The organism is Pleurocapsa minor HA4230-MV1, from assembly GCA_019359095.1.
Taxonomy (GTDB): domain Bacteria; phylum Cyanobacteriota; class Cyanobacteriia; order Cyanobacteriales; family Xenococcaceae; genus Waterburya; species Waterburya minor.
Genome location: JAHHHZ010000025.1, coordinates 75,268 through 88,214, shown reverse-complemented (window position 1 = coordinate 88,214; position 12,947 = coordinate 75,268). Strand labels below are relative to the sequence as shown.

Below are 12,947 nucleotides of genomic sequence, written 5' to 3'. Positions count from 1 at the left end.
TTAGATCGTTCAATGACCAAAACCCTTCCCCCTGAAGCATCAGAAATTAAAGCAATCTTCGATCGCATTGCTCCTGTATACGATCGCCTTAACGATCGCTTGAGCTTTGGACAGCATCGTATCTGGAAGCTAATGGCGGTTAAGTGGAGTGAGGCTAAGTTAGGAGATCATGCTCTAGATGTTTGCTGTGGGAGTGGGGATCTAGCCTTATTATTAGCGAAACAAGTTGGTGCTTCGGGTCAGGTAATTGGTTTAGATTTTGCTGGTGAGCAATTGGCGATCGCTAAACAAAGGCAGATGATTAAATGTCCAACAGTGCCGATCAACTGGATCGAAGGAGATGCCCTAGCTTTACCTTTTGCCGATAATCAATTTGACTGCGCCACGATGGGCTATGGATTGCGTAATGTAACAAATATTCTTCTGAGCCTTGAAGAATTATTACGAGTCTTGAAACCAGGGGCAAAGGTAGCAATTCTTGATTTTCATCGTCCTGAAGCTGGTTATATGCAACTATTCCAGGAATGGTATTTAGCTAATATTGTCGTGCCAACTGCGGAAAATATGGGGATGAAAGAAGAGTATGCTTATATTAATCCCAGCGTTGAACGATTTCCCACGGGTTCAGAACAAATTAAACTGGCTCATACAGCAGGATTTAACCAAGCTGTTCATTATCCTTTAATGGGTGGGATGATGGGAATATTGGTATTAACCAAATAAAATAAATAATAGCTACAATTGCTTTTTCTGTTAATTAATCTTTATTGTCGATTCAACATACTGCTTTGGCACTAGCGAATCTCTGGATATATTTAGTTCCCCCTATAGCTGGCAGCATCATTGGCTATTTCACTAACGACATAGCAATTAAGATGTTGTTTCGTCCCTACAAAGCTATTTATCTTGGCAAACGTAAGCTGCCTTTTACTCCTGGGTTAATTCCTAGCAATCAAGAGCGTCTGGCGCAGAAAGTTTCTGATACGATCATGGGTTCGTTGTTAACCCCAGGAGAATTACAAAATCTGGCTCAAAGATTGTTGGCAACTGAACGGATTCAAGGGGCAATTCTTTGGCTTTTAAAATTAGCTTTAGATCGGGTTAAATCCGATCGCGAACAAAAAACAGCCAAGATTTTAGGTAAGATTCTGCGGGATCTATTTAGTCAATCCTTGCCTCGACTGTTAAAAGTACTCGCTAGAAAAGAAGATTTTCTTGAAGCGCAGGTTAATCAGATTTTTGATCAGATTCTCCTCAATTTTCAGCTCAAAGATGAGCAGGCTAAAAAGTTTTCCGACTGGCTATTGAGTTCAGTATTACCTCCAGACACTATTCGTCGCGCCCTGATTGATTTCTTGAGCGATCGCAATATTCAAATTATTGATGAAGGTTTTCGCGAAAAAACGAGTGGGACTTATTGGGTAGTAGCTAACCTGTTTGGTTTACGTAATAGTTTACTGAGGCTACGTTCTTTTTGTATTGATGAACCAGGGATTACCAACGCGCGCCTAGAAGAGTTAAGTTTCTCGCTACAAATTCGCGATCGCATTAAAAATTGGTTGATGAACCTTTCTTTGCAAAATCTCCCCGTTTCTACCGTCAGACAACTGCGTAAAACCGTCAGAGAATCTGTACGTAACTATGTACGTGAAGAAGGAGGTCGAGTTATTACAGGTTTGGGAGAGTCTGTAGAATGGGAAAACCTGGCGACGTTGATCCTCAATCGTTTACAGTCTTCACCGACGGTAAATGATTCATTAGAAGTGATCAGTCAAGAATTAGCCTTAGTGCTAGAACGCTATTTAGAAGAAGATCTAGAAAAACTAGTGGCTCAAGCAATCCCAATTCTCTCCATCGATCAGGTAATCATCGATCGCGTTTCTGCTACCACTCCCGAAGAATTAGAGCAGGCAGTGCAGGGTATTGTCAAAAACGAACTTCAGGCGATCGTCAATTTAGGAGGGATACTCGGTTTTATTGTCGGACTATTACAGACAGTCATTATGTTGTTCAGTTAAAAAAGTAAAATTTTCCCTAATTCCCTAATTCCCTATTTCCCCATTCCCATTCAAGCGAACCTAAATCTCAACTTCTCTACCCTTGATTAATTTCTTCAATTAACTTCGTCATTTGATTCGCCTGTTCTTGGTTGCCATCATTTTTATATAGCTTTGAAGCCTGTTCTAAAGCTGCGATCGCTTCTTCATCTCTGTTTCTACCTTTTAAGGCAAGACCTAAATTGTGATAGCCTCGCGGGTTGTTGGGCGCAAGTTCAGTTAAACGGCGAAAATCAACAATTGCCCGATAATAATTTTGTTGTGCCAGATAAATTAATCCTGTACCTTCAATAGCCGATCGATCATCAGGTTTGAGTCTGGCTGCCCACTGATACTCGGCTAAAGCACGGTCTAATTCTCCTTGCTGATAAAGAATCTTGCCGATTTGCAGGTAAATAAGATGATTTTGAGGAGCAACCTTTGTGGCTAGTTCTAGGGTTTTTAATCCTGCTGGAATATTTCCCTGACTTAAAAGAGCTTCAGCTAACTGCAACTTAAGATCTAATTCATAAGGCTGTTGTTTTACGGCTACTGACAAAAGAGCGATCGCCTCGGGGTAGCGCTGTTGCTTTAATAAAATCTGTGAGGCAATATTGTAAGCATCTTTAGCCTCCTGGTTATCAGGCGCTAGAGCAATAATATTTTTGTATGTCTCAACAGCGCGATCGTATTCTTCTGCTCTAACTAGCACCACTCCCAAACCAAGGTGATTTTGCAGATTATCTGGCTCTAGGGCGATCGCTTGCTCATAAGCCTCTGCTGCTGCTAAATTCTTGCCTAAGTTACCTAAACAAAAACCCAGTGCGTAATAAAGTTTGGGGTCATCTGGAGATAACTTAACTGCTTTTTCATAAGCTTTTACCGCCTCCGCATAATCTTTTCTCAAGGTTTGTACATAGCCAATTCCCGAAAAAATCTGGAAATTATCGCCATCCATCTCGGCTGCTTGTTCGTACGTTTCCAAGGCTTTGTCATAATTTTGTGATTCTACGTATTTATTTCCCACTAACAGCAAGTTGTTTAGGTCTAGCTCATTGCTTTGAGCCACTGTAAAACTTGGTTGAGCAGAAACGACAGACGGAAAGAACAAAATAGTCAAAGATATGGAAGCGATACTTAAAAGTTTAGATAACATGATGGCGACGATTAGCTATTTGGCGACATAGATCAATAAAGATGATCCTTTAAATAAGTAGCCAAATCTTACCCTTTAATGAGAGGTTTAAAGTTTAGTTGCGCAAAAATTCACCTTAAAAATATAGATATATAGCCGTACAAAGTTAAATTAGGACGATTAGAGTGATCGGCTCGTGGGTAGTCCTAAAGGACGACGCGTAGCTAGTCCTAAAGGATAAGCTTCGCAAATGCTTTAGCATAAGCTTCGTGACCGTAGGGAATCCTTTAGGGCAAATAGGTAGTGGGTAGTGGTTAGTGGGTAGTCCTAAAGCTTGTATTAAAGATTATTTTTTGCCTCTTGAGCTACCTGTTCAGATTCGTCGTCCACCAGCTTAGTAATAATGGCTTTAGCTTCTTCACCACCTAATCTTCCTAAAGCCTGTACTAGCCGAAAACGGATCTGCCAGTCTTCATGTTCGGCAAAGTTTTTGAGCAGAGGAATAGCTTGAGGATCTCCCAATTCACCCATCGAGCCAATTGCTGCCGTCTGTAGCAGATTATTATTGGAATGCAAAGCTTCTTTTAGGAGGGTAAAACTTCTAGGCTCTCCTAATTCACCTAGAGCAGCAATGATACTAAACTGCACTAGCCATTCAGAGGTGTCGTGATAAACATTATTTAAGTCTTCAAAAGCTTCAGTTAACTTCAAACCACCAATAGCGTCTGCTGCTGCTGCTTGAACATCTGCTTCTGGATCGTTAAATAGGCGATCGCGCAAAAATTCTAAGGCAGTATCTTTATCTATCACACCAAGAGTATCTAATTGACTGACAGCCGCATAGCGCACGCGGGTATTATTATCAGTAATCATTGGTTGCAAGAGATCGAAAGCAGTTTTGGGGTCAATCTGGCGTAGTTGATTTAGACCTCGAATCCGCTCGCCAAAGTCTTCGGAATTCAACAACTCTTGGACTGATTCTGGTGTAATGCTCATGTTTAAATTGGTTAATCAATACCGATAAAATTAAAGTCGATTGTTAAAAAATTTTTCGTTTAAAATTGTGGCCAAATCAAATTGAGCAGCTTATTCTGCTGCCATCATCTTAATTACGTCTCCTTGAGTAATCATGCCCACCAACTCCGACTGCTCGTTGACCACAGGCAGACGACGTACTCTCTTTTCGTGCATAATTTGAGCAGCTTCCCGCACTAACTGATTCTCTCTAACTGTTGCTGGGCGATCGCTCATAGCATCTCCCACTGTTTGACCCAAGGCTTTATGTATTTCTTGGTTATGTTTAGCAGGATTTTGCAGGTAAATTACACTATCAAGAAACATTACATAGGGGGGTGTCTCTACTCCTGTAGCTTGCCAAGTAAGGTCGGTTTCGGAGATTACTCCCACCAACTGTCCTCGATCATCGACTACGGGTAAACCACTAATTTCTCGCTCTGCCAAAATTTGAATTGCCTCCTGTAGAGAAGTTTCAGGAGACACTGTTACTATGTCAGTAGTCATGACTTCAGCGACGGTTTTGCTCATTTATCTTGCTAGATTGTATAGTTTGCTACTCTATGTCTCAATCTATCGCGAATTGCTACCATTTAGAATAGAAATGTCACTATATTTAGTAATTACTGATTACTGATTACTGATTACTGAATTATTAACTGACAAATTGGATCTCAGGCAGTAAGGAATCTTTGACGATCGCAAAGCCAGCATATTTCCACCGTTCCATTAGTCCTTTGAGTTGAGTTGGCGAGGCAGTTTCAACGGTAAGGCGATCGCATAAAACATATTTTAACTAGTAGTGTCACAACAATCATTAGCTTAATTCCCCTAAGACTGAGCGACACATTTTAAATGCCTTGGTGTAGTGCCATTATCTTGAACTTGATTGCAGCTACCTTAACCGCTTTAGTCGTTATTTTCTGTCTCTATTTTTAGTTCACACATAATACATAAATAATGCGGAAGTGGCTTAAGCAAGAGTTAGATATGACTAAAGATGATGAAATTAAATTTTATGCAAAGCTTTGTCTATTAAAGTTTAGATATGGCAAATTTACGGGAACTATATGTGAAGAAAATTCATGTATAGCTAATTATGTTGTCTTTATTTGTAACTGTATTTTTTGTAATTGTTTTTTTGGCATTGGCGATCTACGCTGAAAAAATAGGCAAGGAAGAATTAGGAAAATTTAGTCTTGTCTTAGATTCATCATTAAAATATCCAGTTTCGCCAGAAATTCTAAAAAAGCTTATCTTGATTTGGCAAGAAACTAAAATATCACCATCTAATTTAGAATTTTATCTCAAAAAAAAGTATATTGAGCGTACTTTTAGAGTGTGCGAAATGAATCTAACTAACCTTGAGACTTGGGATTTATTAAAAATAATCATTAAAAAAATTAGTCCATTCAAAATTTATCCTTTGTATAATAATGATTTTAAAAAAATTACTCTTCGATTAGAAGAACATTTAGTTGAGTCATTCTGTCAATCTTTAAAAGAAGAAGAACTTTGGGAAAAAATAAAATCTTTTTTAGACTCTTTAATAGGTTGTGGAATAATGACAAGTCGTCCAATTAAATCTTTTTATGATATTGCTTTAAATAATTTAGAAAAAAATCCATCTCAAAGTAAAGCAAGACGATTAGCTTTGGAAACAGGAAGGCTTTACTTCGGATGGGGTTTATTAGGAATAGTTTCTGCACAAAACGAAATAGCTATACAGAATGACATTAACGCTCGTCTACCAAAATAAATGTAGTCAACACAACAAACACATTTTTAAAGAAATAGGGCTATGAGGTCATATAGCTTATTAGCAGTAATCTTAAAAAACAACAGCAAATACTAGTTTTACTACCGAAGCTTACCTTGATTTTCGGGCGGTTCATCTCGTCTATGACTCAAACATTAAATTAAGGGAATTCTCATAACTTTATGCTCTAATGGTTTAGGTTAATCGCCAATGATGATCAACTGACGAATTGGATCTCAGGCAATAAGGGATCTTTGACGATCGCAAAGCCAGCATATTTCCACCGTTCCATTAGTCCTTTGAGTTGAGTTGGGGAGGCGGTTTCAACGGTAAGGCGATCGCTAAATTCTTGACCGTGAGTATTGATATAGCTCATGGCATCATAATCCTCTAGAAATACCAAAAGGTAGCTGGCTTCAATCCCGCTTTGTTCTGGCATTCGAGCTACTAAGTATTTGCCGTCTTGCTTGGAACGAATTAAATAATTGATTTGTAGTAACATAATTACTTATCCCTCTGGTCTAGTTATAGCCCTACGTAACAACGTTAGGACATCTTTGAAATACTACTTCCTACTTCCTATTTCCTATTTCCTACTTACGAGCCAATTACTATGAATGTCCTAATCTAACTTTGTACGACTATAACTGGATAGAACGAAATTATGTTGTCTTGTGGTTAATTTTGATTCGTTCTATAGTTTTAAACTGATACCAGCTTACCGAACTAAGGTCTATTTAAGATCGGCTAATTTAATTTTAGGATCTACAGCTTTTAGGAGTAGATCGGCCAGTAAATTACCAACAATTAGCATGGCTGCACCCATCATTAAACTTGCCATCACCAGATATTTATCCTGAGCCTGCACTGCTTGTAAGGTTAAACGACCTAATCCTGGCCAATTAAAGAAAAATTCGGCAATAAACGAACCTCCGAGCAAGCTTGCGAACTCGAACCCCAGAAGTGTCACCAGGGGATTAATGGCATTTCGCAGTGCATGGACATAGATTACCTTGTTTTCTGGTAAACCTTTAGCCCGAGCAGTTTGAATATAGTCTTGGCGCAAAACGTCTAGCAGTTGACCTCTGGTTAAACGTTGTAGCCCAGCAAAACTAGTAATACTTAAGGCGATCGTCGGCAACAGCATATGCCAAGCAATATCGAGAATCTTACCAATTAGAGACAGCTGATCGTGGTTGATGCTGGTCATTCCGCCTACGGGAAACAGAGGCGACAAAAACTGAGCAATGATTAAAAAAATGAGAGCCGTAATAAAGCTAGGAAATCCCTGTCCTATATAGCTCAATACTCGTAAAACTTGATCGACACGGCTGTTTTGTTGAACCGCGCTTAAAATACCTAAAGGAATAGCGATCGCCCAAGTCAAAATAATTGAGGCGATCGCCAATAGCAGCGTGGCGGGGACTCGCTCTACCAACAGGGAAGAAACGGAGCGAAAATAAACAAAACTTTGACCAAAATCAAATCGAGTTAAGATGCGCCATAGCCAACGAAAATACTGCACTATAGCAGGCTTGTCTAAACCAAACTGTTCACTCAACGCGGCAATCCTTTCAGGCGTAATCTGAGGATCTTGTTTGAGGGTGTCTAAATAGTCTCCAGGGGCAATTTCTGAGATTAGGAAACAAAGTGCCGAAGCCAAAAGCAAAGTTATTGCAGCTTGGAATAGCCGTTTAACTATATAGAGAATAGTTTCATTTTGCTGTAGGTTTTGGAGTAGGGATGAAGGTCTTACCCCATCATTACTTTGAGCCATAATATATAGGTTAGGTTTAGCCTTTATGTTAGTAGAACAACGGACATTCCTTTAAGCAAAGTAGGCAACAATCCAAAACAAGCTGTCAACTAAAATTGTGCTTAAAACTGCTCCAGCGAATGCCCACCAGTGTAGCTCGGTTTTCTTCAATGCCCACCAGCTAACTCCTAACAAGATATTTACTAAAACGATCGCCCAACTGATGCCCCAAACAGTTTGCACCTGTCCTAGCGCTGCTTTTAAAATGGGCGAGGCTAAAGCAGGGTTCATGTCCACCGTCATTAGCGATCGCCAGTAAGGAATTACATCCACTAGGTAGAAATAGAGATCGGTAATCGCCGTACCTAACAGTGAACCGAGATAAAAGAAGTTACCAATTTTGCCCCAGCCTCGCCAAATACACCACAGCGCAAAAGGCAAACCGATCGCCTCAACTGGCATATGAATCAAAGGCTCAGATCTTAACCATCCCCAATAGATAGAACCAGCTAACCAACTCCAGCTAAAGCCTAAAATAATATCTCCCCACCAACGATTTTGAGGACGCTGATAAAGATACCAACCCAGTCCTACCCAAAATAGAGTTAATACCAGACTAAGTTCGGGAAATAGCCTGACAATGGGAGCTTGAAAAAATACGGGGACTGAAACGAGAAAAGAAGAGGCAAAAAATACTCGCCAGGATTGACTTCCTCGACTTGGTTGTAGAGGTAAATCGAGAATAGTCGCAGGGGTTGCTAATGGGCGATCGGAACTTGAGGAAGATGTCACAGGTTAAATGAGTATGAGCTAGTGTAAGTAGACTTTTTCTTATTTTTGTTACTTATCTTTACTTTAATTACGTTACCACAATTTTTTTGGCTCAGGGTTGGTCAACAAAAATCGGTACAACAGTTATCTGAGCTTAATTTAATTGTTAATATCAATGTTGCTCAAAGATAAGTTAACCCGATTAACCTACCTAAAATCAAGAGTTTAAGCTTATTTTAAGGCTTTAAAACTACGTAGATGATCGAGGTATCTAAGAGCTTAAGTAGTTCCCTAGATACCTAATGATGAGATGTCGTATGTTCAATATTTCTTAATCTTTGCAGAGCCACAGTTGGCATCACAATGCCTCTGAGGCTAAGTATCTAGCTCATTAAAAGTTGCCAGGTAATCTTCTACTGGTAATATTTGCCATTGTGAGCATCCCTGAAGCTGAAGCACTTTCTGGTGATATTGCAATAGACTAGGACGATGACCGACACTAACAATAGTCGTTTCAGACTGCTGGAGCATTTGATATAGCCGTTTTTCATTTTGCACATCTAAAGCTGAAGTGGCTTCATCTAAAATTGCATAGCTAGGTTTAGTCAGTAATAATCGGGCAAAAGCTAGTCTTTGTTGCTCTCCCAAAGATAAAACGTCCGACCAACTCAATTCCACATCTAATCCACCTACTTTGGCGGTTAAATCTGCTAGGTTAACTTCTCTTAGAGCCTCTTCTAGCTGCGCGTCAGGAATATGGCTATCGGTATGCGGATAGAGTAGCTGTTGTCTTAATGTCCCCAGGATCATATAGGGTTTTTGGGGCAAAAACAACATCGAATTAGAGCTTGGTCGAACAATGTTACCTGAACCTTGATTCCATAATCCAGCGATCGCTCTTAACACAGAGCTTTTACCTACCCCACTTTCCCCTACAATAGCTAAACTTTGCTGCGGTTCAACAGTTAGCGAAAGATCTTCAACCAGAGTTTGTTGATGATCGGGGGTTAATAGGGTTACTTGTTCTAATGCCAAACGAGAATCGATAGTTGAGCCGATAGTCGTTGTTTCTGACTCGGAAGTAGTTCCTAGATCAAAATCTGTTAGAGTTTCATCAAAAACAGCAATACGATTTATACCCGCAGCAAAAGCAGTTAATAGTTCAAACTGACCAATAATTATGCTCAAAGCCCCAAAAATCTGGAAAAAGGCGATCGTCGCCTGACTAATCGCGCCAAAATCAGTTTTACCAGCTAGATAAAGCGGTGCAACCACTACATAAGGCAATATTCGGACAAAATAACTATGTCCTGTGGTAAAAAAATCAAGATTTCGTTGCCAACCAATTAAAACATGATAGTTGTTAATTGCGTGAGCAAATCTTTGACCGACACTAGTTAATTCTTGTGATTCTCCACCATAAAAAGCGATCGACTCAGCATTGTCTCGCAAATGAACCAAACCATAGCGAAAATCCGCTTCTCGCTGGAGTTGGTTATAGTTAAGTCCAATTAGTCTTCTCCCTAACAAGACAGTAACAATAGTCCCAAATAGGGCATAACCCACTAACACCAGGGAAAGACTGCTAGAAATAGCCCACAGCACTCCCACAAAGGAAACTAAAGTAATAACTGAGTCGAGGATGCTTAACAGCAAAGTTAGACTAGTACGGGTAAAAGATTGAATATCTTCGGCAATACGTTGATCGGGGTTATCAATTTGCTTTTGGGCATTGATTCGATAGTAAGCTCTGTTCTTTAAGTACCGTTGGAGCAGATTTTGAGTTAACCATTCTCGCCAGTAAACTCCCAATAATTTCTGACAGTAAGTATAAATCACCACGATCGCTGTGCCGACCACAAATACCCCGCCATAAACCCATAAAAACAGCCAAAACGTCGATTCATCCTTATCTACCAAAGCAGTTTCAATAAAGCGGATCGTGAAGGAAATTACCACATTTAAACCGCTAACCATAATGGAAAACAGCAATAATATAGACAACAATCCCCACTGTTTAGCGCGTTCTCGCCAACGTTGAAATTTCCAGACAAATATTGCTGTGGGCAAAATTAAGGCAAAAGCTAGGATCAGGCGCGAAGTTGAGTTAGTAAATACCTGCTTCCTGATGCCGATCAAGCCAGCAGCAGCCTCATTGGTAAATTCGGGGAACAACTGCTGTCCCAACCAAACAGTTCCCGCGATCGCAATAAACAAAGCCGCAAAGAGAAATATCAACAACAGTAACAGCATCAAAAAGAAAGTTCCCGCTTTCTTCTTACTGGGATACCAATAGGGCAAAGCTACTTCAATAAACCGTTGCCAAAGACGACCATCAATACGATTGATTTTAGGTGCTGTATCTACCATTAATTTATGACCTAAGAGAAAATATATCGAACTATATTAAGTATTAACTTAATGTTCCAAGATATACATGAATGGGTTTATTACGCCACTTTTAATAAAAGCTATAAGCCTGGTCAACAGCAAACTATCTAGGAATTTTGATTGTCACTTAACAGCGAATTTCAGTTGGATAGAACCCATTACCCATTACCCATTACCTATTACCCGTTACCTATTACCCATTACCCATTACTTCGATAAATTAATGTGTCTACTCAACGGAAAACTACTGTAAAAATAGCTGCCTTTCTGCGGCTCTTCTTCTACTTAATCCAGGCATTTGGACTAATGCACCTTGGAGATTAGCTTTATCCCAGCGGAGAAACTCATCTGCTGCACCTGTATAATCTTTGGTGTTGATTTTCCGCACTAAAGTACTATTTTTGATGTTATCTACGCCAACATTAAAAGCAATGGAAGTTAAAGCACTGAGCTGGCGATCGCTTAAATCAACCTTGATAATCTGCTCTAATTCCTGATTAATTTCTCTTATATGAGCATTTAAAGCTGCATTAGCCTGGGTGGTGGAAATGCGATCGCCAATTTGTACAGGTAAACCACCGATTCGCGATAAACCATAACCAATTACAGGAGTACCATCAGTATCAATATATGCGTAGTCTTTAAATCCCTCAAACTCCTTAATTAAGTTAATGGCGAGGTTAGATACAGGCTTCAGCTGAGGTTTGATTGGGGTAGGTGCAATATAGGTTTCTGATTTTTTTAGCTTAGTAGTGAGAGAATCATCTAATCTCTCTAGTTGTAAATCTTTAACTACGTTATTGGCTGGTTGATAAATTTTGCTCTCGGCGAGGGAGATAGTTGTCAATCCTAAAGAGCAAACACTGGTTATGACAATTATTCCGTCAATGTATTTATTCATAACTAATTTTTTAAATATTTGTTTTTTCAACCGACTGTTTTAGCCGATGGTCAAGAGTAAAACGATTCAATTGAGCTAAGTTTTAGCAAATCTTTACTAAAATTGCGATTGCAATTTTAGACAAAAAAAATTTGTAGCCACTTTTCATCTGTTCTGTTGTCATTGAGCCAAGGCTATTTCAGCCTAAAAACAGTATCGCTTGGCTAATGGCAAGTTAGTCTAGAGTCGCCAGTGTTGGCAATAAGCTAGCTTCTTGTGATTTTAAACAAGAGGATTATCGGCGATCGCGACAAAAGAATCGTAGTCTGACCATGCATTGATAAAGTCATCGTATTCAACAACTGATGAGCTACCATTGGGAATTCCACTGTCATTCAGAATAATGTTCACCGAGTCATTGGATTCGTAGTCAATACCAGTTACCCAAACAGCATGACCTGCATCGGATTGTTCTAAGCTATTACCCTGGCGGTCAGATTGAGGCGACCAAATTTCGTTACCGTCCAATGCGACAATAGGCTTGTCTCCTCTTGCCAGAGCATTTTCCAAATTGGCAAAAGAGGCATCAGGTGGTGTATACGTTTCAATCCCCCAATCGGCAAGAAGATTGTCCATGTCTTTTGGAGAAGTTCCACTATCAGGATCAAACCATCCTTTTTGGTAGGCATAATCAGCGGCATCGGTTTCGGAAATACGTTGACCAGTTAATGATTCATATACGGAAATTTGAGCCACAACTGCACAGGAATAATCACCCCTCTGTTCTCGCCAATAGTCGGCATCGATTAAGGGATCGCCGTATTCAATGGTATTTTTAGATGAGGCACCTAGGCTATTGGAATTGTTGTTTAATACATTGCTATGGGCCAGCATTTCGTCAGATAATCCACCCAAGCTATTGCTTTGGTTTGTTTCAAGGCTTTGTAAAGTAGTAGAACTATAAGTTAAATCCATGATCTTGCTCCCTTAATAGGTTGTTTAATTGAACGGTTGTGTGGTAAGAAGTGTCGATTCATACCCAGAAATGGTACGACTGGCACTCCCAAAATTTCGCATTTTAAGCACGCGCGAGTATGACTGCAACAATCCTTCTTTTTGTGTAGCGATGATCTTGCTCGATCTTATTGATTTAAGTTTTGGCAACACTACCCTTGATTAAAATCCAGTGTCAGGGTAAGTTTCAA

The 12,947-nt window shown here is 39.7% G+C and carries 12 protein-coding genes; 3 read left to right on the top strand and 9 right to left on the bottom strand.

All coding sequences use genetic code 11. The annotated features are described in order from the left end of the window. The first annotated feature begins 12 nt into the window (after positions 1–12). Positions 13–723, top strand: a complete 711-nt coding sequence (gene ubiE / locus KME09_17040; GenBank protein ID MBW4535645.1) for a bifunctional demethylmenaquinone methyltransferase/2-methoxy-6-polyprenyl-1,4-benzoquinol methylase UbiE — start codon at positions 13–15, stop codon at positions 721–723. Positions 724–767: 44 nt separating this feature from the next. Continuing rightward, positions 768–2,018 carry a DUF445 family protein gene (locus tag KME09_17035; protein ID MBW4535644.1) on the top strand — a complete coding sequence of 417 codons (1,251 nt, stop codon included), beginning with the start codon at positions 768–770 and terminating at the stop codon, positions 2,016–2,018. A gap of 76 nt (positions 2,019–2,094) precedes the next feature. Here the strand turns inward: KME09_17035 and KME09_17030 are convergent, their stop codons facing one another. The 3 genes from KME09_17030 to KME09_17020 form a co-directional block, all read right to left on the bottom strand. Further along, positions 2,095–3,192, bottom strand: coding sequence for a tetratricopeptide repeat protein (locus KME09_17030; protein MBW4535643.1), 1,098 nt, complete (start codon positions 3,190–3,192; stop codon positions 2,095–2,097). A gap of 318 nt (positions 3,193–3,510) precedes the next feature. Continuing rightward, the gene (locus KME09_17025; protein ID MBW4535642.1) at positions 3,511–4,167 is read right to left on the bottom strand and encodes a HEAT repeat domain-containing protein; all 657 of its coding nucleotides are present in this window, start codon (positions 4,165–4,167) and stop codon (positions 3,511–3,513) included. Between the two features lie 90 nt (positions 4,168–4,257). Next, positions 4,258–4,716 (bottom strand): CBS domain-containing protein, encoded by a 459-nt coding sequence (locus KME09_17020; protein ID MBW4535641.1) that lies wholly within the window; start codon positions 4,714–4,716, stop codon positions 4,258–4,260. A gap of 568 nt (positions 4,717–5,284) precedes the next feature. On the opposite strand from KME09_17020, the gene KME09_17015 reads away from it, so the two are divergent. Further along, entirely contained in the window at positions 5,285–5,944 is a 660-nt protein-coding gene (locus KME09_17015) for a hypothetical protein (protein MBW4535640.1), read from the top strand. 217 nt (positions 5,945–6,161) lie between these two features. Here the strand turns inward: KME09_17015 and KME09_17010 are convergent, their stop codons facing one another. From KME09_17010 to KME09_16985, 6 genes are all read right to left on the bottom strand, one after another. Beyond that, positions 6,162–6,446, bottom strand: coding sequence for a hypothetical protein (locus KME09_17010; protein MBW4535639.1), 285 nt, complete (start codon positions 6,444–6,446; stop codon positions 6,162–6,164). A gap of 231 nt (positions 6,447–6,677) precedes the next feature. Beyond that, positions 6,678–7,721 carry an ABC transporter permease gene (locus KME09_17005; protein ID MBW4535638.1) on the bottom strand — a complete coding sequence of 348 codons (1,044 nt, stop codon included), beginning with the start codon at positions 7,719–7,721 and terminating at the stop codon, positions 6,678–6,680. Positions 7,722–7,772: 51 nt separating this feature from the next. Beyond that, complete coding sequence (locus KME09_17000) at positions 7,773–8,492, bottom strand: DUF3120 domain-containing protein (protein ID MBW4535637.1); 720 nt, start codon at positions 8,490–8,492, stop codon at positions 7,773–7,775. 354 nt (positions 8,493–8,846) lie between these two features. After that, positions 8,847–10,841: an ABC transporter ATP-binding protein/permease gene (locus tag KME09_16995; protein MBW4535636.1), complete on the bottom strand. Its 1,995-nt coding sequence runs from the start codon at positions 10,839–10,841 to the stop codon at positions 8,847–8,849. 265 nt (positions 10,842–11,106) lie between these two features. After that, complete coding sequence (locus KME09_16990) at positions 11,107–11,763, bottom strand: lysozyme (protein ID MBW4535635.1); 657 nt, start codon at positions 11,761–11,763, stop codon at positions 11,107–11,109. Between the two features lie 261 nt (positions 11,764–12,024). Then, a complete protein-coding gene (locus KME09_16985) occupies positions 12,025–12,717 on the bottom strand; it encodes a C39 family peptidase (GenBank protein ID MBW4535634.1) in 693 nt (230 codons plus the stop codon). Positions 12,718–12,947 lie beyond the last annotated feature (230 nt).